Below are 24616 nucleotides of genomic sequence, written 5' to 3' on the forward strand. Positions count from 1 at the left end.
ACATTGATAATTTGCAAAATGTTTTAATACATCTGTATATAAATACCGTGTATCTTATTTGTAAAGGTAACTAATCATTACTTTTTATGTAGCAAATGAGCCTTTTATACATAGGTAACGAAAAAAGGTGATACAAAAATTTGCAATATTCGTAAAAAAGCGTACCTTTGCACCGCAATTAAGGCTGGTTCCGTAGCTCAGCTGGATAGAGCAACGCCCTTCTAAGGCGTGGGTCTTGCGTTCGAATCGCAACGGAATCACAACGATAAGGCAAGTAGTCGATAAAAAGGCTGCTTGCCTTTCGTCGTTTAGCTGGGTATCAACGATTTACTACCTTGCCAATTTCGACAGAATTTGTGCAAAAAGTAGGTAACATAGCAGAAACACAGCTTTCCGTAGTTCCACTTTTCCGGTGGGTAGAAATAATTTAGAAAACAAAAATGAGTACGGTAAGAGTCATCCAGAACAAGCAGAGATTGACCAAAGAGGGCAATGCTCCGCTATATATAACCTTTTATCTCGGTAAGGAAAAGTTAATGCTTCCTTGCAAAGTGTCTGTGCCTGCTGCTAAATTTGACGAGAAAAGCGGACTTCTCAAAGGAAACAGTAAGGAAGCAAAGGATATAAATCTTATTGTGAGTAACCTGAAAGCACGTGTCAACGATATATTGGTGAAGTTCCGGCTGAGGAACCAGGCTTTGACAAAAGATATTTTCATGCGGGAGTATAACAATCCAAGTGATTATAAGACTTTCCATGACTTCGTGAAGGAGCATATGAAAACCTACAGCCGGCGAATAGAGATGGGAACGTTCAAGCATCATCTGAGCTGTATGAAAAAGTTCAAGGCATATAATGAACTGTTACAGTTCCAGGACCTTACTCCGGATTATCTGACTGACTACCTGATTTACATGAAAAAGGAGCTTGGAAATACGGAGATAACCGCACAACGTAATATGTCCACCATCAAGATATATGTCACCGCAGCCTACAGAAAGGGCTATATAGAAGAAAATCCTTTCCAGGAATTCCATATCAAAAGAATAAAAAGCGATGTGGACTATCTGACAGAGGAGGAGCTGATGCAGTTTGTGCAATTATACTATCAAAGAACATTGCCGGAAAAGCTTCAGCTGACCTTGGCCTTCTTCCTTTTCATGTGTTTCACGAGCATGCACATTACGGATGCACGTATGTTCTGTATCGAGCAGGTAAACAATGATGTGCTGACTTACTACCGTGTGAAGAACCGGAACTGTAAACCGGAACCGATAAAGATTCCGATGCCGGTACCTGCGGAAAAACTTCTGGAAGAATGGGCAGAGGGTAGGGAAGAAGGACGTCTGTTCAGGAACGTTCAATGTGACCAGGTCGTTAACCGACAGTTGAAGGCCATTGCCAAGGAACTGGGGATTAACAAAAAAATATCGACCAAGACAGGAAGACATACGTTTGCAACTATTTATCTCCGGAAAACAAAAGACTTATCCAGCCTGCAAAAATTGCTTGGACATAGCAATATCCGGGAAACGATGATTTATGCGCACGTCATGGATGAGAGCAAGCGGGAAGGCATGCAATGTTTCAATAGCTTCACCCTATAATAGGGGCCAAAAGCCGTACAATCGTGCGGATGATTCATAATGTTTTATTTATCAAATAAATGCGGCTGCACCGATTTGTACAAGTTCGTACAAAATGAGGTGCAGCCGCACGAATTTATGCTCTCTCGTACATCACCCAGTAGGGTTGTCCTGCCAAATATTCTACATGGTACCCGGCATCAGCCAGTTGTTTGGCCAGCGCCATCGGAGCGACATCGACAATGTTCGACAGCTCATATACCAGTTCAGCGGTGGTCTTGTAACATTTCTGTGAAGTGGTACCGATGGGTGAATAGTTCTGGCCGATGAAGTTTGCTATGGCTTTCTGCCGCTCGGCTTGTTGCTTCTCTAATTCGTCTTGTTTGTCCGGTTCTTCGTCGTTTTGATAAGAACGGAATCCTATAGGCTTTTTCATTGGGCACCTCCTTTCTGATTAGGAATAAGGCCTAAAAATTCGGTACGGGCATTATGTAATGTTGCTAAAATATCCAAAAATGTTTTTGAATTGTCATAGAAATAACCACTGTATTCAAGGAGAAAGCCGATACTGTCATCCAACAATTCTGCAAGAGATGCCGCTCGATTATTTTGCAATTTCAATAAGCAATTAGATATGGAATCGTCAAGTACAATTCCATTAACGGTAGTATTATCCATTCTCACCTCCTTTCTGTTCCAGCATATTCGCCTTCTCACTAAATTGAAAAATGGAACGTACCTTGCAAATATCGAGAAAGAATACCGTGTCCGGGCATCCGCCACTTATGACATGGGCCTCGATACGTATGGTACAATCACGTCCCAAAGGGGTAGCAGTACATTTCATGCGCTTCAAGTTCGGGTGTTCAGCATTAATGCGGTTGACCGTATCGCCTATTTCATGCTTGAGTGCATCCAGGGAAAGTTCATCCTTGATAAGAACGTTTTTATACTTCTCTACATAATCAATAACCTTTTTCCATGCCCGGTTCTTGGGGGAATAGGTCTGCAGATGGTAAACAAAGAACATCATGCTTTGCCTCCTTTCTCATTAAAGGTGATGTTGACTGTCCCACCATTGACATAGATGGAAATGGATTTGTCGCTACGTGCTGCACGGATACGTTTACGTCCTGCGCACAGTTCAACACCCAGCTGGGCAAACAGTTCTTGAACCTTCTCTGCGGATACATAGCGTCCGCGAGCGCTTTGAGATTGTTTTGTCATAATGAAGAGCATTTAAAATAAAACAATATGTTATTAAAGACGGGAAAGGGAACTTTCTCCAAAAAACTGGAAAACTTATAAACAAAGAAAGTTCCGCTTTCCCGTTGCTCTTCACCTTGACAAGGCAGTGGGTGCATTAACACTCCACACGGGGGTCGGAACTATAGAATACCATTGGGCATAAAAAATGCCAACGGCAAAAGTTGGCGAACAGTCTCGCCTTGTCAAAATGAAGAGCACTGCAAAGATGCAGGTTTATTTTGAAATGGCAAAAGAAAAACGGAGATTTTTTTGTTTGCTGTATAATCGAAAACTTTTTATTAATACTTCTACAATCATTTGCTTTAATGAAGTAGATAATGAAGATACTCCAGCTTGTGAATAGAGTAAGTTTTAGAATGTTATTACCTTGTTGAAATTTATGGAACTTTTTTCTGGAACAATACAATTATCAGAGAATATCATATACTCTTGCCCTTTTCCAACTGTAGCCGCACTATAATTTAGAGAATATTCGTACATTCGGAATTTTAAATAAAGGTCAAGAATAAAATCTTCTTTATCATAAGTTACCACCCACTTTATATTTTCTAATCCTGCGATTGCATTATAAATATCTCTATGGTCTTGGTCATCATAATAATTCATATAGAGACCCTTACCTTTTTTGTAGTAAGGTGGATCAAAGTAAAACAAGGAATTATTTGGTAGATTACTCTGTAGATTATGAATTAACTCTACTGCATCTAAATTATGCAATTCAATTTTGTCTTTATATAAAGCTATTAATTTAATACGTTTTTTCAAATCATCAGAATTATAACGAGCATCAATTAAATAATTCCCAGTTTGATTAAGCCCACCGATAACTCCCCCTTTTATAATACCGGAACGATTTGTCCTATTTAAAAAGAAAGTCGAAAATCCTAAAGATAATAGTTCGGCATTAGTTTTGTTTTTTTGAATTTCTCTTTGTTCATACCAAGTATCAATCGTGATAGGAGTATTTTCTATTAGCTGGCAGAATTCATCTGTATAATTTAAAATAGAATACCAAAAAGCAAATAATGAGCGATCTTTATCATTTATAATAATTTGATTGGCAACCCCGTTAATTAACAAAGAAAGAGCTATGGAACCTCCGCCAACATAGGGTTCTATATAGGTTCCCCCTATTAAATTATTTGCAACAAATAATTCAGAAAAGAAAGAAGATATCTTTCCTTTTCCTCCAGGGTATCTAAGTGGCGAGTAACGCATCATATAATTATTCTGATTCTATTTGAGACCACAAAGTTACCATAAAATCCTGAATATTATCCCAAGTTGTTTGAATATCTATTGGCACAGGGGAAAGTTTGTTACTATGTACATAAGCATTCATTGTATCCACTCCCCAAATAGAATTACGTTCTTTGGTTAATAATTTTACAGCTTTTAATATTGTTTCATCTGCAATTTTCTCTTTATATAAGTATTGACTAGCATCATTAACCTTCTGATACAAACTTCTTGAAGAATTGGAAGCCGAAATTTCTCCTTCTTTAAGTAATCCTTTTTTTTCAATGAAAGTATCTACACTTAATTCTAAAAAAACTCTCAAAGTGACAGCTGCACAATTAACAAAACTTCGAACATCTATTTTTTTCAATTCATCATAAATTTTATTTGCTTTTGGATTGGAAATCCTAATAATACAATTATTGGGTATAAGAGTTTTACGTTGGGTCGGAATAGACTTCTTTAAATGTCCCTTAGAATGCAAATCACTTCCCTCATTCTTTGCTGTATTATCTTCTTCTTCCAAATTAGGAATTTGTTCTAATGGATTATCCAACCTCCAAACTTCTCCTATTGTCTTATTTTTATCAGGCAGTTTTTCTCCTAAGCCTTGAATATAATCTTTTCTTTGCTTGGCATTATATATAGAACTAACCTTAAAATCTTTATCAGACAAATCTAAAATAATTTGCCCTAAGGCCTTAGCTATTTCTTCTTCTTCAAGATTAGAACTTAATTTAGAATTTATATACTTTAAACCCAAAATTTCCCGAACACTTTTATCTCCTAATAAACGAGCAAAATTTGTGAGTTTAATGTTTTCGGAAGCCCTCTTTACTTCTTCTTGTACGAAAGGAGATGTTCGTATGAAATCAATAGCTTGTATTTCTACAGACTTATTTTTTCCATGTTTTATATCAAATCTCTGTACTTGCTCTGGTTTCCACTCAACTATACCAACTCCATTCTGTTCTCCTGTATGTTCTAATCGAACCCATTTATCTGCCTCTTCTACATCATCATAAATATAGCACATTATTTTTCTAATCGGAGTTTCCATAAATCTTTCATGCAGCTTAAAAAAACGATTCTTTAATGAAGCATGTTTTTTAGAATCAATTAACTTAGGGTTAGCCATCAATTTTAATGCTGTGGTTCTTCTGTTTCCTTCCTTTACAAGAAATTTCTTGTTAGATTTCTTTGATGGCATAACATAAAATGGCTTGGGAGACAACCCATTCTCTAAAATATGTATCGCAATATAATAAATTTTGTCTCCTAATTTTGTTAGCATTATGTCTATAGCCTGCTTTTCATTCTCAACAGACTCAAAACGATCATTATCTGGATTTATAATTAAATTAGAAATACTGATAGATTTGTATTTTTTGTTTGTCATAATATTAAATGGCGAATCCTTCACTATAGTGCGCCTACAGGAATGAATAAACCTGAACCCAATCTTATGGGTTACACTATGGAAAAGGATTCATTTAATTCATTTTTTGGCGTTGCTAAAATAGTGATTTTATCAAACTTAACAAAATAAAAAAACTTTTTATTCTAAATTTAATTCATGATTATTTGAATAATGAAATAAAAAAGGCTTCCAACCCGTGGAAGCCCCTCTGTCATTAAAAACCTTACGGCCTCGCGATAGACCGAGAAGTATCTTTCATTATGTCGCCAAGCTCAGATAGAGCTAAAGATAGAGTATTCAGTTCATCAGCGGTGAAGTTGGCTGGTTTGCCGTTTACCGCACTTCCGTTAATCCGTTGATATAGCCATTGGCGTGTTCTGCCAAAATAGTGCTGGGCAATATACGACATAGAAGCGAAAGGCAATACTTTTTCTAAGGTCTGCCTGATTTCTACTGTTTTCACAATGGCTTGGGCTTCATTGATTGATTGCCTGGCACCATCTTGGAATGCTTGCGCAAACGCTTTTTTATCCTCCGGTGAAAGCGTCTGCAGAAAAGCCCTGAAACGTTTTTTATGGTCGGCCAATTCCTCCGGAGTATTGCATTTTACATATTCCGACTTCCATTTTCCCAATTCTTTCTGTACGTCCATAAGCCTAAAAATTATATGTTAGAGAAAAAGTAGCCCCCTCAAGGAGGGCTACCGTTTTCATTCAGCTTGTCTTGTGCATCATTCAAGTCATCGAGACAATCATTGATGCCTTCCTCAAGCTCCTCATCGGAAATCCAATCAGTATTCTGAATGTCATCCCAATAGAGGGAAAAGAAGCTGAGGTCTTTTTTCGCAGCTTCAATCCGAGCCTTTAGCTCTTCTTCTTCAGTCATAAAAAGATCGCGATACATTATGACACTGCAAATATAATAACCTTTTGGTAATTACGCAAGGGAAAAAGGAGTTATTTTTGAGAGGCAGATGTCTTTTTAACATTATTATTCTATCCGGTAAAAAGTCCCCTTCAGTACCTTGCTTAATCCATCAACATCTATTTCCGTCTCAATCTTCTCGCACAAATACTGCTTGTTGCCTATAAGAAACACCTTATTCACATCTGGCAGCTTATTGGCTTGGAACTGGATTGTGTAAGGGATATTGGAGTGAAACAGACTGAGTGTCGACAACCGATGTCCGACACTGTCCGGACAAACATCGTTCAAGCTTAGGGAATACGGAAGGAAGTCCGTGAGCTGTGCTTCGGTCTTCTGCTGGTAGTCCGTAAAAGGATAGGCATAATCATAGGCATGTGTCTGACCGCTGTAAGTTACGTTCTGCCGGTTGAACTTGCCGGTATTGACAGCCACTTCCATGTGCCCGTTTTTTTCCTGCTTCTCCTTCAGCTCCACGTCACCGTTTATGGCTTCCTGGACATTGAAGCGCTCCTGCTTGGCAACAGTAGCCTGGTAGCCCACCGCGGGTATGTTCAATACCATGGAGGTGTACGGACGGGACAAATCGTAATCAGCTACAGAGCCATACACGCCGACATTGAACTGAATAATTTTAGCCGGGACGATTCCGAGTGAGGTCTCTACATCGGACGATTCCGGGTCACGGATTAAATCCGCATACAAATTGACTTCACGCAGCGTATTCTTATCATTTTCATTGTAGTTGATATAATACCGTTTGCCAACAATAAAGATTGTACTTTTCTTGTCACTGTCACCCATTCCATTGTATGCGGCCAGCATTGCATCGTAAGAATCATATTCTTGTTTGTATGCAGCCTCTATGATGTCCCTTTCAATTCGCAGATAGCCGTCATCCGTATGGGAAGGCAGATTGTAGCCCACATTGCCAGTGCTCAAGTCTTTCTCATTCTTTTCATCTTCAATATCCACAGTGAACTCCCGTAGCAGGGAAGATGCAGGAATTATCTCCTTTCCGGATTCTGTAAAATAATCGTTAAGCCCTACGAGACTCACCACTTTGGTGCGTTCGTTGACCACCGTAACCGCACAAAGGAATTTCTCCAGTTCATCAAAGAATTCGGAAACAGTCCAGTGCGGCAATGCGGCGGCCACCCGGTTGCTGCTTACCGCGCTGCATACATAAACGTTCCGCAAGAAATTGTTATCAAAGAAGGAGGTATCGAACGTATAGCCAAAATACTCCACTATTCTCTTGATGACTGTCAAAAGGTATGGTTGTACACATCGACGGCCATAATAGGGGCAAAGGGTAAAATTGTTCGTGCCGAACTCATAGATTGCATCGTTCTGAAGATTCTCCCATTTGGCTTCCTGATAGAACACCGGCAACCATACAGCTTCAATGTCGTCCACCGAACCGTAGTAGTTCACCATATTGGCAGGTGGCTGGAAACGGTTCTGATTGTTGTTCGGCCAACTGATTGTACCTAAATCAAGTTCGTCAATATACAGATCATCATTCGTCAGCAGATTAAATTCCGCATTACCCGATACGAGCTGTACCTTAACCAGTGCATCTTCTACTGAGAGTAAAACCGCACTGCCGTAAAGCAGGCATCTGGCGTCAACGATGAGTGTGGCCGGAAGGATAGTCTTTTTTTTCGTCACATCCAGTCTGTTCACGTGCTTGAATATGGCATGATTGGCAGGCATGGGGAGTTCTATGTCCAAGGAGTAATTGGAACTGCGGGTGAAATACGGATTCTCGGAGGTGAACGTAATGTTGAACCCTTCAGGAAGGGCGGCCAATTGCCCGTCAATGTATAATTCTGTCATTGCTTGTTGCGTGATTTATTGTTGTTCAACTTCTGATATTCTTTTTGTGCCTGGTTGATACCCCGTTTGCCGGTAACATAAGTTTCCGCTACCAAAGGGGCATCCAGCCTGTTTTTAAGCTTCCGCAATACGCGGGTACATTCTATCAGCATCGCCACCATAGCCGGGTCATTGGTCGTCGTTGTGGCGCTGGCAGCAGGTGCCTTGACTGGTACGGTACGTGTACTCTTTCCGGAACCTGCTACAGCCGCTATGTCTTCAGCTGTCAGATTACCAACATTACCGCTACGCTGTGCCACGTCAATGGCGTCGAATATCGGTCGCAGATTCGGGTTGGCCACAGCAAAACGGTTGGCGACAAATTCATTGGAATGTACAATACCTTGCGGCTGATTCCAGTCACCGGACGGAGTAAAGCCGCCGGTGTAGAAATTGGAGATAAGCCCTTTGGCTGTCTCAAATGCGGCAGTTATCAGAGCAATCTCTCCGGCAGCTTTAGCTACACCTACGAAGCCGAGTGAACCTATATTCTTGATGGTGCGTTCGGTAACGGCCATAATCATCATACGTTCCAACGCATCAAGCGACATAGTAAGAATATTCTTCAGGAAGTCCTTGAGAGACACCTCGGAGTCCGTGAAGAATTGCGCCATGGTCTCTCCGAAGCCTTTCGCCAGGTCAGACAGTATGTCAAACTTCTCACGTTCAATCCGTTTTTCTTCTTCAGCATCTTTTTGGGCATCCTTCAGATTACGTTTACGCATCTGTTCACGTACCTGGTTTTTCTTCTCCTCACTGATTGCCGCGTCATTGAGAACCTTATGGTAATATACATCTTGCAGTCTGCGCAGCTCATTGAAATACTCCTCCTCGGAAGTCCTGTTTTCATAATGATACATGGCGGCAGCTTCCACCTGCATTTGGTACTCTTTGTCCAAACGGGAAAACGTCTCTTCTGCCTGCTCCTTACGGCGTTTCTCTTCATCCTTGGCAGACTGTTCATCAAGCCTGCGCAATTCATCACGCGCCTTTATTTCCGCATCAAGTATTTGGTCATTGATACGTTGAATCTCTGAAGGCTCAAGCCCCTTGACCTTCAGCTTATCGTTGAGCAGTTGTATTTCTGCATCCCGCATCTGCTTGTTGTATTCTTCCTGGGTCATCTTATCGTCAGCGAGGTACTTCCGTTTGATGTCAGCGATACGTCGGTAGTAGTCGGCTTCAGCTTGGGCGAACTTGTCTTTGGAAGTGTTGTTTTTATCGCAGGTACAAGGTTTGTTTCCACATATCGGACATTTTCCACCGTCATTGCCTCCGGTGGGATTGTTTTTAGGAGTGTTCGGATTCAATGCTTTCCATTTTTCTTGTACCAGTTTCTTATAACGTGCAGTTAAAGATTCAACAATCTCTTCTTCTTGGGAAATCTTGTTGCGAACATCCTCGCGAGCCATCGACCCCATCGGTGAATTGTCACTCAATGCCGGGGATTTTTGAAGGCGCATCAGGTTGATCCGGTGCTTATCCAGTTCGTCGGCAGCCTCTTTTAATTCGATATTGGTTGCTAATACGGCATTATATCGGTCAAGTGCCTCTGTGTTTTCATTGATGATTTTGCCCTCTTTATCAATCTCTGCATTATAATCCGGAATAATAGCCTGCAATTGTACAATTGCCTTTTTACGTTCAAAATTGGAAAGATTATTATTGTGTATTTTGGTGGTCAACTGTTCAATCAGTGATGATTGACGCGCATATTCATCATTTGATTTTTCTGTAATTTTCTCATTGACTTTATTTAGGTCGTAATAAGCTTTGGTGCGTTGTGTCAGTTTGTAGGATGCGGTAGCTGCTGCAAGAACTAATGTAACCAGTAAGCCAATCGGATTGCTGGACATAATAGTCCAAGCTGCTTTCAGCGATTTGGCAGCCAAATCAACGCGCCCGTGTAAAACCTGCACGGCAGCGGCATATAAATAAGTGGCGGTACGTAGTGATTTAAGTAAAACAGAATGTCCTTGCATGAGCATTGATAATTTACGCAAGTTTCCAAATGATGTCACTGTATAACCAGACAATGTATTCATTGATGCGGCATAAGCCAAATTGAGAACTGTCGCAATTTTGGTAAGTGAATTCCAAATAGAATACCATGCTGTAATTATCTTCAGCCGGGTAGCATATACAAGCAATATCGTACTAAGCCACAATACAGTACCACCCCATTTTTTGCACCAGTCAATCAATCCCGGCAAATACTTGAGCACATTGGTCAGCATATTCGTACTCACCGTCAGAGCCGGATTCAGTTTCTCTCCCAAATCAATGGCTGCCAGCTTCATCTTATTGCGTGCCTGCTCCAGTTTGGCCTGTGCAGTATCACTGTTTATGGCCGCCTGCTCATACGCCACATTGGTACCGGTGACGGCAGCGGTGAAGTCTTTCACCATCTCCGTGTTCTGAAGGATTACGGATGCGGTATTGTAGCCTTCCTCCCCGAACATCTTCTTGATGGCGCCTGCATCCATATTCTTGTTCTTCAGATTCTCCAGTGCCTTATCCAACCCGACGATTTTAGGGTTGGTCTCGTCCGCTCCGGTCTGAAGAACCAGAAAGAATTTCTTCAATCCCGTTCCGGCCACTTCATCCTTTATACCCCGATAGGCAAGCGTTTCAATCAATGCGACCGTCTGTTCAATGGGAACATTGGCCGAAGCCGCTGCGGTACCTGCATTCCGGATAGCCTTTGCCTGGCTTGCGATATTGGCGGAACCTGCCTGGGAGCCGGCAGCCAATACGTTGGTAAACCGTCCTGCCTGGTCTGCTGCCGCCCCATATTGGTTGAGTGATAAGGTAAGTGAATCAACCGCTTCGTTCAGGGTAATGTCCTTGGCTGCCGCCTGCAACCGCATGGCTTCCTCCGTAACAGCCTTGAGCGCTTCCTTGTCACCAAGCAGTTCCGGCTTGGCCGAACCGACCAGCATGAACGCATCCAGGATTTCGGCTGCCGACTGGCGGACACGCAAGCCCTCTTTTGTCATGGTGGTGGAAAGCGTCTTGGCCTGCCCGGTCAACCAGGCAATGCTGTCATCATCAAGTCCGGTCAAGGCTTTCAGCCCGGCCTGGGACTCCTCCAACTTGTTGCGTTCGTCTCTGATGGCGCGCAAGGCAAGGGTAAAACCGGTAAGGAAACCTATTACGGACAAGATAACTCCACCGAAACGGTTGAACCAGTCTACCATACTGCCAATACTGACAGTCGCTTTCTTGGTTTCGGTGGTGATGCCTTTTATCTCCTGGCGATGCTGTTTTAAAATCCCCTGAAGATGCTGTATCTTCGCCATGGTGCGGTTGTATTCCTCAGAGCCGCGTGTCATTTCCTTAATGTCACGCTGTAGGCGTTTCATCTCCAAATCAATGGAATTGATGTCATTCTTAATTTCCTTGCCATCGATGTACAAGTAGACACCTCTTTTGACAGTCTTGTCACTTTTTGCCATAACGTTTTTCAATTGTTATTTTATCAAACTTCTGAAGCACATTCTTGAGTGCCTGGTCACCGTAATACTCTCCGGATAAATCTGCCAGTGATTCGATGTTATCCACAATGGGAGGGTCTAACCAGGGTAGGGGACTTCGCCGGATAACGGCATAGTGTTCATCAACGGTACGCATGCGCCGGATACGATATTCAGAAACACGTAAAGAACGCAGTTCCTGACGTTTCTTCTTATCGCTCCATGCCGAATGTCCCTTCATTATAATTCCGTTCTTGACGATATATCCACGCCCGGCGCCATACTCCCGGTACGCACCATACCGGGCAAAGCGGAAACCCAGACCGACATAAGCCGGTCCACCTTCACGGTCTTTCAGCCAACGGGATTGCAGTTCCCTACGCAATCTGCCGGTTGCGTGTGTCCGTTGTAGAATATTTACGGAGGTATTCCTGACTTTCCACGTCCAGTTCTCAACTCCTCGATTGAATTTCTCGGAGGTCATTAAACTCTTTTCTTCAGTTATTGCCATAAAAAAGCCTTTAGTTCCGGACACAAAACTAAAGGCTGAAAAGAGTGGAAAAAAGGACAAGAATTCAGCGGACAGAGAACTTGAAATCATTGACCCGGTTCAGCCATCCTTTCCGGAATACAAGCTGCGACGGGTCCCTTTTACAGATTTCTTCAATAAACCGGATTCTGTCTGTCTTGATAGCTTCGAACAGCTGCCGTTGGTTGGCCAGATTGATACTTGCAACCGTCTGAGGACCTACGATGCCGTCTACATTGATTTGCAGTAGTTGTTGTACCCTTGTGATACCGGGACGTCCGGAGGCCCACACCCAATCCACACAGATGTTCGCAATGGACTGGTTGTGTATGAAGTCCGCTTGGTAACGGTCCCAATAATACTTCTTGAAAACATGAAAAACGTCATCCGGAGTAATCATGCGTAAATCATCCGCATCAATATCTCCGTCACCATCCTTGTCATAACCACATGATTTCCACGTAGACAAGGTTATCCCCATATTGGTTTTGCCACCTTTGTCATTTTTGTGGTCACTCCATCCGCCTTCCCATTTGCGGATGACCTTGAATAAGATTTCTGCTTTAGCCATACTACTTTTATATATTTCATTATCTTACGTTTCTTCTATTTCTATAATATTCAGCGGAACCTCCATCCATCCTTTTGTCGCATTCTCCATCCCCCATTGCAATTCGAACATTCCCGATTCCGGTACGGTGATTTCCTGTTCAAGCCATCGGGTGAGATTGCCTATGACATCATAACCGTCCGGCAGTTCAAACACATTGGCAACACCGTCCACGACGGTCTGTACCTTCATGAATTCCGTGGAGTTCTTATAAGTGGAGTTCAGGGAACAGAACAGCCGCAGACGGTATGTCCCTGGAGAGAGATGTATCGAGGCTGTCCTGTGTCCGTATGTATTCTGCGGGAAACCGTTATACCTGACATATTTCTCCAACACACTGTCCGGATACATGCCACTATCGTCACCTGTAGTTGCACCACCGACCCTGATATCCTCATTGAAATTGACGGAGTCCCCTTTGACGACAGTTCCGGCATCTTCCCCGGAATCCCATACAAAGGTCCGGGCTGTCGCCGAGTAATTCATCCTATTGATGCCAAGCCCACTGTCAAACACACATCCGGGGGCAACATCATCATAGGCCCATCCTATACTGACCACTGCCTTACGCGGCGGATTGATGGTGATGCTTGCGGACCGGGTTTCAGTCATCTGCCCGAATCCGTCCATCAGTTGTACATACAAGGTCTTCGCGCCCGTTGTATCAAACGTATAGGAGAAACGTTCCGTAAACGCAGTCCAACCGGCAGAGGTCAAATCCTCCGTTTCACCTGCACGGTAGTATCGGGGCATGACAGAACCGCTGTATGATATTTCAACACTCACAGTCTTTCCGTTCTTTTCAGGAACACCGTCCTCTATCACGACAGAGGACAGTACCAACGGGCTTTCCTGATAGATGATGGATGCGGATTTAACAGCGCTCTCTTCCGTAGACGACTTTATCTGGCAGTACAATGTCTTCGGTCCTGTGGAAAGGAATGTGAATTCTACGGTATCACCGCTCCACTCCGACCACACCGTGTCGGAAAAGTCCCTTTTCTCACTTATACGGTAATGTGTCACCTCACCCTTGCAATTCATCCGCACGCTGACCTTATTGCTCAAGGTACTGGCGGCACCTCCGTCTATCACAATGGATGACAGTCCGAAAAGGGCATCCACGATGTCCGGACTCCTATATTTCCCAAGGAAAGGGCCTATAGGGAACACCTTGTCGTACCAATTTTTATAGCCGTTGAAATCAAAACGGAAACTGTCGCCGCATCCTCCTTCAACCAGAGGCGAGGAGGCGGCAATGCGATAGTCCAGATTGATGGAATCGGCAATCTTGTACCGCTCGTCAATAGCCTGGAAATCGAAAGGGTAACGCGGGTATTCCAGTTCCATGTTCCCCTCTACTTTCCAACCGGACATTATATCCGCCGCCTGACCTCCCCAGGCTCCCTTATGTACACAGAAGTTGTCCAGAATACGGACATTCTTGCATTTGTTCGCCTGACTGAACAGATATGGCACGCCATACGAGAAGAGGATGTTGTTATGTATATTAATCAGATGCCCTATTGTCAACCCGGTATCATAATCGGACTGCGGGGGTTCCTGGAAGCCCCCCAGATAGAAAGCGCTTGAGACTTCCGTGCCGGGAGCGATGATATTGTTGAAAATCTCCACATCACCCATGCACAGGCACTGGATGGCAGGGCCGAAATGCCCGCGTATGACATTGTTGTATATTTTGCCACTGAGACCGAGGGCAAGAGCCGATGTCTGGTCCTTCTCCATACGGTTACCGCCATTGATGAATTCATTATAGCATATCTCGGCATCTTCGGCATTATTGAGCTGGAAGTTGTCATAACCCTGATTCTCATAGATATTACGGTATATGCGGGTGTTGTACAAGTGGTGCGCACGGTATCTGACCTCCTCCCCGTTGCTGTTGGTACCGGTATAATAATTAGGACTGTAGTGTCCCAGATAGCTCCCTTCTCCGACCGTGTCATGAATATGGTTATGATGGAGCCTGAGATTTTCCAGCCTATAGGCAGGCCACCACCCCTGGGGGTTATCGGCCGTGGGGTCTGTCTTGATCATGAATCCGGCAAAATCCGCCTTGTCGATCTCGATACCAAAGAATTCAAGCTCGTTCGAATAGTTGGTGACTTGTATGGCGATATTCGCAAATTCCGGCATGGCAATCATTCTGAACCCCTTATCTAGATTATGATAGCCCCTACCGTCAAAGACGATATGGGCGCAGTCATTGAAGAGTATGCCGAACCAATAGAACCAGTTGAATTCAAACGGCTCCTCAGTATCTATCGTGAAAATGATCGGATTCTCCCGCGTGCCCTTGAAATTGTCAAGACGCAGACGCATGGGGTATCTCTCACCGAACTGCGGGTCATATTTTAGGATAACCGTACAGCCTGCCGGATAATCCTTACCGTCTATAATCCAGCTCTCGGCTCCACCCACAATCTTGGCGTCGGGGACGAGATACTCAACCGCTTCATCACGGGGGGCAAGCGCGGGGGTAACGGTTATGAGCTTGTTGATACGTTTGGTAAAAGTCACACCGGTCAGGACATCTGTCACGTCCACCTCCACATCGTATATTCCACGGTCGGACACAGCATCGAAGGTATAGGGGGATGCCGCCCAGACAGTCGGTCCTGGACGGCTCGTGTCAAAGCCGACGGTTTTCACTGGTTCCGGTTCATTCTCCTTGTATATACGCGCAACGATGGTATTGTTGCGGGAAGTGGCATAACCGTTTTCGGCATATATCGAAAGATAGCCCCTTTCCCCGACACGCACTATCTCAGTGGCGGTAACCATAAAATAGGGCTCGGTGGCGGGAAGCATCGGATATGCGATTTTCCTGACAGAAGCGTTGCCGCTATCGTTGGATACACTGACGCTCTGTATGAACTCACCTGCGGCAGACATATCTACAGTCTCTGAGGATTTTCCCAGTACACAATCCAGGACAGACCGTTCAGGCCCGGCTCCACCATCAAGCAGATACTCGTGTTGCCTCACCCATTCGCTTGTACTTGATATGGTAACTTTGTCCCCGACCAGAGGGAAAGGGTTGTCAAGTCTTGCGGACAAGGAGGGAATGCCGATCAGGGCTTTCAGAATCTCGTGGTATTTCATATATTCATCATTATTCAATGGTTACATCATATAACTGGTCTGCTGTATATTCTCCGTTCCCGTCAAGCTTCGGACGGATGGAGAACGATGCCAGGCGGCCGACAGATACAATCCGGTTACCGACATCGTCCGATTTGGTTATGTTGAACACAACCATCCTGTCCCGGTTCTTGGACCGTGCAAGCAACACCAGGGTCTGGTCTGACGGCATACTGTATTGGGCAGCGCTGCTGAAGACTTCATTGCTGTAACGGTTTATACCGTCGTAGCCATCGGTGGTGTCGGCTGTCTCGTCAAACTCGACGCTGTAGTAGTTGTCACAGCCGATGCTGGTATTGTCCCGGTCATTCGTCTGGTACTTGTAATCGAATTCACGTACATATTCCGCGACGCTCTTGTGAATGGCTGCCAGTTCCGCTGTCAGACACGGGCGGTCATCCATCAGGATGGCGCTCCCGTCGGTAATCTGTGCCGTGCCAGCCTCATATCCCTGTGCTTGTATGTACGCAAGGTTTCCCTGGTTGTTTCCGGCAAAATACACCGGTGAAGTATTGTCGGCCATGGAGTACAATACGGTCTCCTTATTATAAATATTACTGCCACTTATGAGGCTATGGACGCTCGAAAGGATGAAGATGCCATGATTCTGCTCATTGTGCCGGACAAATATATTGTTCACATTGACCAGCCTTTCGATAGCGGAAGTGCTCGAACGCGCGAAAAACTCCTGGAAATAGCCGCTGCTGAACACGAAGGTATTGTTCGCGATTATTATTTCCTTGGACATGCCGGGGAACGTGAACCACGTGCAGTCCCATTGGTATTTCGGAAGCTCCATGTTATCATGCATGTAATTGCCGGATATGAATATCTTGTCCGCGCCGAGTTCATTGCTTATTCCGATGACCGGTCCGCAGGTCTTGTAGATATGGTTACGCTCTAAGAACAGTTGTTTGACCTTGCCTACGGAAATGGCTACCTCATTGTAATGGCTGCCGTCTATGTCACAATCCATGATATAGACATCCGTTGCCGAAAGGCTCATGATTGACGGGTGCCCGACCACTTCGGCCTGCATCACTGATTCGGAGAATCTTATCTTTGATATATAGACGGTATTCGCGTCTGTAATGGAAATCGGCTGGACAACGACCTGCGACATACGGATATTATGGAGACACACATTCTCGTATCCTTTGACCGTAATGCCGTAGCGGGTGCGGTAATTGGAGTTCGGACTCTTGGTGCTCTGCCCTTTGACGGTCAGGTTCTCAAAGTACAGGTTGCGGCAAGGCTTGCGTTTGGAGATGTTTGTGGCATAGATGCAGGCGGGCTCCTCCGGTGCATAAACACCCTCGTAGGTATTGAAGTTCAGGAAGGTGATGTCCCGGATGATGATGTTACTGCAATCCTCGATATGTATGCCACCGAAACCGCGGCCGTCGAGTGTGCATTTGCCGGCCCCGTCAATGGTAAGTATATGTGCGGTATCCTGGTTCCAGCCTTTCATCTCCACGCTCCACATGCTGTCCTCATCCTGGTATCTGTTGCCCTTGTAGTCTATGTTGGTCTGGGTGCATGTTATCGTCACATCCTGCGTCAGACCGTCGGGATAGTCCTCCATGACCGATTTGGTCGCGTTGTAGATGCCGAGATATTGCCGTCCGTTGTCGCTGCGGACATAGACGGGCGGTATGACCTTGTTCCAGTCCTCCGCTCTCATTGCCCAAAGATTCAAGATACCCGCAAAGAGACGCCCCACACGTTCGGACGTATTCTCACCTTTTCGGGTGGCACCACGTACCTGGTCGGAAAGGGACTGCAGAATCTCTATGGAATCATCTCCTTCGGCAGTATCGAACTCGATACCGGACTGCTCCAGCAGATCCAGGATGCCGGCAAAAACACGTCCGACACGTTCGGCGGTATTCTCACTGTCCTCGGTAGCACTGCGTACCTGTGCCGCCAGTTCCTTCAATGTCCCAAGCGTATCGTATCCCTCGGAAGGCTCGAATGAAATTTCGGATTCTTCCATGAGGGCAAGGATGCCCACAAAGAGACGCCCGACACGTTCAGCCGTATTCTCACCTTTTCGGGTGGCACCACGCACTTGTGCCGCCAGCTCCTTCAATGTTGTAAGTGTATCAGACATACTGTATCATAAAAATGCATTGCGGCAATTCAAAACCTTGTAAAGTTCGGACAGATGTATTGCCGCAACCACGCCATAAAGCTGGTTATCATTGTTTACCACATAATCCGCTTCCACATCCTCCAAGGAAAAAGCGAGCCACAGCCTTTTCTTCCTTTTGTCTTCCAAAATTTGGTTGAGCAGCTCATCAAGAATGCGCTCGCACTTGTCAAGGGCAGCCTCTATCTGCTCATAGTCGGAGGTGTCGGACACATGCTCCACAATGAAGAGCAGGTAATCGCGGTCTTTTCGGTATGCACCCGGATTACCGCCGTAACCGAATCCTGAGCCACGGTCCACAATCACTGCCGGATAGTGGAGCACGCTGTCCAGTGCCGTATGCTTCTCTCGTTCTGATGAGAGGAAGTGTACTTCATCATTCTCCTTGTGTCGTATATCGACATGCCTTTCAGCCAGATTCTCTATGTATTCCGAAAAAGTCATTTCTTCTGTTTTTGGGCGTCACGTATCCTTTTGTTGAGCAGGCGGAATGCCGTTGCCACCGGCATCGCCTGGTATTTCTCCATCACCGCCACATCGTCACCGACAAAGGCGTCGAAGATGTCGAGCCAGTTGACTGACGGTGCGGCGGGACTATTCCGCTTTTCCTCCGGTTCATCATCCAACGGAAAGAGGAAAGGAAAAGCCTTTGAAAGCCACCTCTTGACAAAAACGTAGTTCAGGAATATGGCATACTTGACGTGCCTGTCAATCTTTGTCACCTTCATTATCCGTTTTTGCAGTATCAGCGGTTTCTGCCTGCTAAATAAGCCGTTTTTCCCACCTGATGGTAGGACAATATATTCGTTGTCCTTCAAATAGAGCATTGCTACGAAAGTGTCCAGTGAGGCATCCTTGCCGTCACGGACATATCGGTTGAAAGCAGTGTCCACGTGCATGAAGTGTTCGAAACACATCCCCTTCAGGCGGTCACCCGGCGCTTTCAGCCCGGAGACGGCAGGAAGGATAAAGCGGTCCATCCGGACACGGCAGTCGCTGATGAACTCCACCAGTTCGCTCAGCTTATAACTGTAATAGGTGTCGGAACCGACCCCGTACGGCAGGGAATAGAACTCCTTCAGGAAGGATGGTTCGTCTATTTCCTGAAGATAAAGCCGCGACACGAGCAGGAACTGTGCCGGTGTCAGCTCCTCCCATTTCTGAGGTACCCGGCGGATTATCTCATGGCGGATTCCGAATCTACGGTATGCAATGCGAAGCTCCCTCATGTCCAGAATGTGCGTTTATGGTCATTGTCCCGGTCGTATATCTGCCTGGGATCACCCTCATAGAAATTCTCAAAACAGCTCCGTACCGTACGCAGCAGCACGGTCATGTACATGTCCGCATCCGTTTTCAGATTCTGGATCTGTACGGCTATGCGCTCCGTATCGACGGGTCTCTTCTCCTCATTGCCCTTCTCACCCGGCTGTACAGCGGTGAAGTACAGCCCCCGGTCCGTGACGCTACCCGTCTCCATCAGCAGCCGTCTGACCGCCATTGCCACAATGTAGCGGGAGCAGGCAAGGCGCAACCGCTCCATGCTCTTCCGGGCTTCTTCGTCTTCTGGGGGATTTACCAGTCCGTCAATCAGATGCTCATACAGCTTGTCACCGATGGCCGGCTGAAGGAGCATCTCCTCGGCAAACTTCAGGTGCGGCTGCAGACGGAGGAAAACAATCCGGCTGCCATTGATAAAACAGACGTCATTGACATCCGCGGTACTGCGGACAATGGCTGATTTACGGTCCTGATAGGCCTGGGAGGACGCGAACTCCGGATATTCGGCTATATGGGCATACAGAAACTCAAGCAGCTCGTCGAGCGCATTGAACCCCTTGTTGCGTAACGATGCCCGCAGGTTATCTTCCTGGTACTTGTACACCTGCTGGAATGATTCGCCGTTGTCGGATTTCTGACGTTGGAAGCCCGCATCGGTGATACGCATGCTGATTTCATCGAAATCGTTCCAGAACGCCAGGTTCGCGTTCGCGCGTTTGCAGATCTCCAGCAGGCGGCTGTCCAGTTTCTCCCGTTCGGTTGCCCCTTCGGTATTCTGTTCCAATACATCCGGATTTGGACCGAATTCATATATCTCGACCACTTCTCCCACCATCGCATCGCCCAATAACGGTACGAGGTATTGCCGGAAAGCATTCCGGAGCGGTGCCTCCATCATGTCAAAGGAGATGGCGGTGTTCACCTTCATCACCGCTTTCAGCTCCTTGCCGTTGTTCCATTTTTTTGCACTGAATATCATTAGCTCAATGTTTTTTTGGTACCGCTGCCGGTATCGAGGGTTACTAATACGGTATTGCGGAAACGCAGCTCGCATTCCGGCATGCCGTTCATTTTGATATAGAGTTCTATAGGGTCCAGGATATTCTGCCGGTCAATCCACGCGTTGGCAATGTTCACAAGGAAAGCCTCACGGATATTGGAACCGCCCTGGTTGCCGGCATAGGTGCCACCGGGCATACCTGCACCGAGCACATTCGGATTCACCATCAATGCAAACAGAATTTCCGAGTTGGCGGCTGCCGACACCGGAAGATTGTCACTACCCTGGTATTTGTTCTCCAGCGGCTTGATTTTCCACTCCTCCTCAATCCTGCCGTTCATCTCGTTCACGGCATAATGAGAGAAGATGGGCTTCTCCGCATTGTCCGGTCCGCAAAGGTTCTGCTCCACAGAATCCATATACTTCTGTATGGCCGCCTCACGCTCCTTGGCAGAATAGTCCTTGGACGGGTATTTCTTCTCCCAGTAGGAATACGGTATCTGTACATGCCACTTCCAGGTTATCTGGTTCTTGTAGGCTTTCTTGAGGAAATGGGGGATAAGATGGGCTATCTCCACCCATCCACAAACGTAGGCGGGCCACCAGATGGGCATGCCGTAAAGGTCGTCGTTGCTCCAGCTGTCGCGTACCGGCATGATGAAACCGTCCCTCACCTTTCCGGCAAACTTCAACACCTCGGCGTGCATCTGCGGGTCGTATTCGGAGAGCACATCCAGCCTGGTGTATTGTCCCTTGTCCGGACGTTGCGGCCAATATCCGGAAATGATGCACTTGCAGGCGCCGTATTCGTCCACTTCGGAATAACGGCGGTAAAGCGCATTGACCGGATTGACCCCTGCAAAAGAATTGCCGGCAGCCGACGGCACAAACTGGACGGCACCGTTGCCGAATTTCAAGTAATCCCGAAGCACCTTCTCCATGTAGCGCCTCACATTCCGGGAAGCAATAAAAGCTTGTACTCGGCTATCGGTAACGGGCTTCAGTATCTCGTTGCCATCATTGTCGTAACCTTTCACCGTACAAGGATATATGCCTTGCCCAAGTGTCAGGTTACGAAGAAACTTCAGGCCCGTATTGAGCACGCTGGTGTTTCCTATCTCTTCAGCCGCCTTCTGGGGGAAATCATTCTCATCTCCCCATGGACGCACCTTCACTCCGTCGATGTCTATATAGGAAACATTCGACAAGTCATATGGCGCCAGGATTCGGGTACGCTCCTTCATTTCGTTCTGGGGTGTCCCCGTCGTTTCGCCGAATATGTACGTGGACTGCATCAGCAGGGGAATGCCGCTTGAATTAAACAATATGTTCATCAGAATATTATTTTCTTTTTGTTATACTCCAGTATCAGGTCAATATCCACAGGGTAGGGGTGTCCTTCCGGATTTCCCTTGCAGTCGCAGGGCTGCACGCCCCGGAGCTGGTATTCCTTCATGTTCATGCGTCCTGCACCGCAGGCGTAGGCCTGGGGCATGAAATAGACCTTGCCTTCCTTGCTGACGAACTTTATCGAAAAGATGCGCCGGCGTCCGCGTTCGTCCGTGCGGATGTCCATGTCGGCCAGAGCCAGGTTTCTGCGTATTGTCTCCATATCGTTATATCATTCAAATGTATTGTCAAATGTTCTGTCGAATATCCGCCCATAAATACCATTGTCACCGGTACGCTCGAAAGCCAGATGCAGGCGTGATGCCTGACGGAATGTAAGTGAGACATTGATTTTCTCGTTGCCGGTACGCTTGTGAGAGAAATCAATGTCAGTGGTCACCACTTCCGTCGATGTTTCCGTATTATACAGCTGCAAAGAATCAGTTGTTATCAGATCCAGTACCTTTCCGTATTGTCTGGTGTCCAGATAGCCGCTGTTTACCGTACGGCTGTCAATGTATTTGGATGAAGTGCGGACGGTTCTCTGTAACAGTTCTACCGGATCACCCTCAAGTTCGGGGGAATATTCCACCAGTCCGGTGAATGCCATTGTCTCCGGCATACCGAATGCGTTTCGGTAAATGAAATTGGTGACATTCCTATACTGTCGGTCATCATTGACAAATCTCACCTTATCCTTTACAGTGCCATCTTTTTTCAATAGGACATCATAATATGTGATGGATGATACGGCAATACCGGACCGACGTACAATCTTATCAAGTGAAAAAGAAACAGCGAGCATACCGGCAGTGGCATCCACTTGCTCACTGACTGTCTTGTACTTTTCCTTTCCCGCATCCATGTAGGCTATGCTCATGTCCACCGACATGCCTTTATGGGCAGTAAAGGTTAGATATTCCATTCTATCATGGGCTGTACGGATTGTGCTCTCGTGTGTCAGAAAAAGTACGTCTGACGGGGATACCGATGTGCGACAACGGCTGTAATAAGCATTGAAACTCCTCCGGACTGTGTCCTGCTTGCCTGAAAACACAGCGGTTATGGACAATGGAGCCTGATAATAAGAGACTACATTGTTTGACATCCCTTTCGGGTCATGCAGGGAGAAGTGACTGCGGAGCATTTCCCCTATCTCATGGATTACCACGTTGCCTTTCAAAGCGTAATAGCTCTCATTGAAAATCTCCGTACCTCCGGTTTCAATACGGACATTCAACTGTTCATCTGTGATTCCTGAGATTTTTATTTCCCCGATTTCCGAGATGAAGCAGTCCACTCCATCATGTATGCCGTCCACTACCATTGCCAAAGGGTTTTAGAAATGCCCAACACCAGTGACCTGTTGTACAAGTCATATCCTGCTCTGAACTCCCATTGCTTATGGCGATATTCTGCCGACAAGACTTGCCAGGAACGTCCAATTTCCAGACCTAAGGCAAGAGCATTGTTGCAGACGACCGGTTGCCGGTAGTCCACCACTACCGTGCGGTCAAGCAATGAATTGCGGGATATGACGTCGGTCAGCTCCACTTTCAGGTAAGGGCGTTCAATAATTGTATCAAGATAATGCTTCTCCGAGAAATAGTCGGCCAGTATAGCCGCCGTATCCACTTCTGTGGGTACCTCACGGACAATCACCTCCGGTTCCGGAATGGCAGAGCGTATCGTATCATGCCTGACCACCGTTTCCGGTACATGGACAATGCTCCGTTTCCGGGAACCCAGCCAGTGGCCGGCCCAGCCGGAAAGAAATGCGATAACCGCACAAAGCAACATATGGCTAACCTTCCGTCTCATCGGCCTTTCTTCTGAATTTATCCGTGACTGTCACCCACAATATTCCCACCTGCTTGATCAGCGCATCTTTCGGCTTGCCGTCGATGACTGCCAGGTTCTCCAGTATGCTTGTCACGTGCTCGACGCAGAACCAGGTCATGACGAACACCTTGACAATGGAAAAGAACAGGGTGGCCAGCAGCATGACAAAGCTTTCTTCCGCTCCGGCCTTGCTCTCCAGATAGAACGAGTGGGTGATATAGATGATGGTCAGCCAGATACACAGCTTGATGATGCAGCGTGAGAAACGGAAGCTTTCAAATCCTATTCCCTGGACCTTGCTTGCCCGGATGCCCGTCCACATCTCTGAGACAATGGCGACGAGCATGGCCATGGCCAGGAACGGTGTAATGCCTATCCATTCGCTGACTACGGCAGTGACGGCGCTGAAGGAGATGGCCGGAAATTGCAGGTTGTACTTGAAGCTCGGAGCCACCGAAAGAAAGAACTCCTTCGGTGAATCATACCCATAGGTGGCGACGAATCTTGTGAAAAAACGTATCATATCTCTTTTTTTGTCACAAAGATAGAGCCCAACCATCCGCTCTCATAGGACAAAAAAAGCCCTTACTCTCACGAGCAAGGACTTCAAAAATAAAAAAATCTCCGGTTAGTATTTTTATGGCTTCTCGTACATCACCCAGTAGGGTTGTCCTGCCAAATATTCTACATGGTACCCGGCATCAGCCAGTTGTTTGGCCAGCGCCATCGGAGCGACATCGACAATGTTCGACAGCTCATATACCAGTTCAGCGGTGGTCTTGTAACATTTCTGTGAAGTGGTACCGATGGGTGAATAGTTCTGGCCGATGAAGTTTGCTATGGCTTTCTGCCG

The 24616-nt window shown here is 46.1% G+C and carries 24 protein-coding genes and 1 tRNA gene; 2 read left to right on the forward strand and 23 right to left on the reverse strand.

Annotation, left to right across the window (positions count from 1 at the left end; all coding sequences use genetic code 11):
- Window positions 1-186: 186 nt before the first annotated feature.
- Window positions 187-260: transfer RNA gene (locus tag DXD65_RS04160), tRNA-Arg, on the forward strand.
- Between the two features lie 180 nt (window positions 261-440).
- A complete protein-coding gene (locus DXD65_RS04165; RefSeq protein ID WP_117887375.1) occupies window positions 441-1607 on the forward strand; it encodes a site-specific integrase in 1167 nt (388 codons plus the stop codon).
- A gap of 115 nt (window positions 1608-1722) precedes the next feature.
- Here DXD65_RS04165 and DXD65_RS04170 read toward each other — a convergent pair whose 3' ends face one another.
- From DXD65_RS04170 to DXD65_RS21205, 23 genes are all read right to left on the reverse strand, one after another.
- Complete coding sequence (locus tag DXD65_RS04170; RefSeq protein ID WP_005829055.1) at window positions 1723-2022, reverse strand: hypothetical protein; 300 nt, start codon at window positions 2020-2022, stop codon at window positions 1723-1725.
- Window positions 2019-2264: a hypothetical protein gene (locus tag DXD65_RS04175; protein ID WP_005829052.1), complete on the reverse strand. Its 246-nt coding sequence runs from the start codon at window positions 2262-2264 to the stop codon at window positions 2019-2021. The genes DXD65_RS04170 and DXD65_RS04175 overlap by 4 nt, the downstream gene beginning before the upstream one ends.
- Window positions 2257-2619, reverse strand: a complete 363-nt coding sequence (locus tag DXD65_RS04180; protein ID WP_005829050.1) for a hypothetical protein — start codon at window positions 2617-2619, stop codon at window positions 2257-2259. The genes DXD65_RS04175 and DXD65_RS04180 overlap by 8 nt, the downstream gene beginning before the upstream one ends.
- Complete coding sequence (locus DXD65_RS04185) at window positions 2616-2813, reverse strand: hypothetical protein (RefSeq protein ID WP_227239044.1); 198 nt, start codon at window positions 2811-2813, stop codon at window positions 2616-2618. Before DXD65_RS04185 ends, DXD65_RS04180 begins: the two co-directional genes overlap by 4 nt.
- A 393-nt stretch (window positions 2814-3206) precedes the next feature.
- The gene (locus DXD65_RS04195) at window positions 3207-4076 is read right to left on the reverse strand and encodes a DNA adenine methylase (protein WP_117887376.1); all 870 of its coding nucleotides are present in this window, start codon (window positions 4074-4076) and stop codon (window positions 3207-3209) included.
- Window positions 4077-4080: 4 nt separating this feature from the next.
- On the reverse strand, window positions 4081-5493 hold the full coding sequence (locus DXD65_RS04200; RefSeq protein WP_005837023.1) for a hypothetical protein: 1413 nt from the start codon (window positions 5491-5493) through the stop codon (window positions 4081-4083).
- Between the two features lie 244 nt (window positions 5494-5737).
- Window positions 5738-6166 carry a DUF5053 domain-containing protein gene (locus DXD65_RS04205; RefSeq protein WP_005829037.1) on the reverse strand — a complete coding sequence of 143 codons (429 nt, stop codon included), beginning with the start codon at window positions 6164-6166 and terminating at the stop codon, window positions 5738-5740.
- Window positions 6167-6204: 38 nt separating this feature from the next.
- A complete protein-coding gene (locus DXD65_RS04210) occupies window positions 6205-6399 on the reverse strand; it encodes a hypothetical protein (protein ID WP_005837025.1) in 195 nt (64 codons plus the stop codon).
- A 105-nt stretch (window positions 6400-6504) separates the two neighbouring features.
- Window positions 6505-8280, reverse strand: a complete 1776-nt coding sequence (locus DXD65_RS04215) for a hypothetical protein (RefSeq protein ID WP_005829033.1) — start codon at window positions 8278-8280, stop codon at window positions 6505-6507.
- Window positions 8277-11777 carry a phage tail tape measure protein gene (locus tag DXD65_RS04220; protein WP_117887377.1) on the reverse strand — a complete coding sequence of 1167 codons (3501 nt, stop codon included), beginning with the start codon at window positions 11775-11777 and terminating at the stop codon, window positions 8277-8279. The genes DXD65_RS04215 and DXD65_RS04220 overlap by 4 nt, the downstream gene beginning before the upstream one ends.
- On the reverse strand, window positions 11764-12306 hold the full coding sequence (locus DXD65_RS04225; protein WP_005829029.1) for a hypothetical protein: 543 nt from the start codon (window positions 12304-12306) through the stop codon (window positions 11764-11766). Before DXD65_RS04225 ends, DXD65_RS04220 begins: the two co-directional genes overlap by 14 nt.
- A gap of 64 nt (window positions 12307-12370) precedes the next feature.
- Entirely contained in the window at window positions 12371-12895 is a 525-nt protein-coding gene (locus tag DXD65_RS04230; RefSeq protein WP_005829027.1) for a glycoside hydrolase family 108 protein, read from the reverse strand.
- A 24-nt stretch (window positions 12896-12919) separates the two neighbouring features.
- Window positions 12920-16060: a hypothetical protein gene (locus DXD65_RS04235; protein WP_005829026.1), complete on the reverse strand. Its 3141-nt coding sequence runs from the start codon at window positions 16058-16060 to the stop codon at window positions 12920-12922.
- Window positions 16061-16070: 10 nt separating this feature from the next.
- Entirely contained in the window at window positions 16071-18212 is a 2142-nt protein-coding gene (locus tag DXD65_RS04240; protein ID WP_008664696.1) for a hypothetical protein, read from the reverse strand.
- Between the two features lie 6 nt (window positions 18213-18218).
- Window positions 18219-18695, reverse strand: coding sequence for a hypothetical protein (locus DXD65_RS04245; RefSeq protein WP_005829022.1), 477 nt, complete (start codon window positions 18693-18695; stop codon window positions 18219-18221).
- The gene (locus DXD65_RS04250; protein ID WP_005829021.1) at window positions 18692-19480 is read right to left on the reverse strand and encodes a hypothetical protein; all 789 of its coding nucleotides are present in this window, start codon (window positions 19478-19480) and stop codon (window positions 18692-18694) included. Before DXD65_RS04250 ends, DXD65_RS04245 begins: the two co-directional genes overlap by 4 nt.
- Window positions 19477-20511: a DUF6712 family protein gene (locus tag DXD65_RS04255; RefSeq protein ID WP_005829020.1), complete on the reverse strand. Its 1035-nt coding sequence runs from the start codon at window positions 20509-20511 to the stop codon at window positions 19477-19479. The genes DXD65_RS04250 and DXD65_RS04255 overlap by 4 nt, the downstream gene beginning before the upstream one ends.
- Window positions 20511-21866, reverse strand: a complete 1356-nt coding sequence (locus DXD65_RS04260) for a hypothetical protein (protein ID WP_005829018.1) — start codon at window positions 21864-21866, stop codon at window positions 20511-20513. The genes DXD65_RS04255 and DXD65_RS04260 overlap by 1 nt, the downstream gene beginning before the upstream one ends.
- Window positions 21866-22144, reverse strand: a complete 279-nt coding sequence (locus tag DXD65_RS04265) for a hypothetical protein (protein WP_005829015.1) — start codon at window positions 22142-22144, stop codon at window positions 21866-21868. The genes DXD65_RS04260 and DXD65_RS04265 overlap by 1 nt, the downstream gene beginning before the upstream one ends.
- Before the next feature lie 9 nt (window positions 22145-22153).
- On the reverse strand, window positions 22154-23248 hold the full coding sequence (locus DXD65_RS04270) for a hypothetical protein (protein ID WP_005829013.1): 1095 nt from the start codon (window positions 23246-23248) through the stop codon (window positions 22154-22156).
- Entirely contained in the window at window positions 23242-23742 is a 501-nt protein-coding gene (locus DXD65_RS04275) for a hypothetical protein (protein WP_005829011.1), read from the reverse strand. Before DXD65_RS04275 ends, DXD65_RS04270 begins: the two co-directional genes overlap by 7 nt.
- Entirely contained in the window at window positions 23726-24286 is a 561-nt protein-coding gene (locus DXD65_RS04280; RefSeq protein ID WP_008664691.1) for a phage holin family protein, read from the reverse strand. The genes DXD65_RS04275 and DXD65_RS04280 overlap by 17 nt, the downstream gene beginning before the upstream one ends.
- Before the next feature lie 114 nt (window positions 24287-24400).
- The coding region (locus DXD65_RS21205; RefSeq protein WP_233556114.1) for a hypothetical protein at window positions 24401-24616 on the reverse strand (216 nt) is incomplete at its 5' end.

It is taken from the genome of Bacteroides sp. 4_1_36, from assembly GCF_003466325.1.
Classification (GTDB): domain Bacteria; phylum Bacteroidota; class Bacteroidia; order Bacteroidales; family Bacteroidaceae; genus Bacteroides; species Bacteroides uniformis.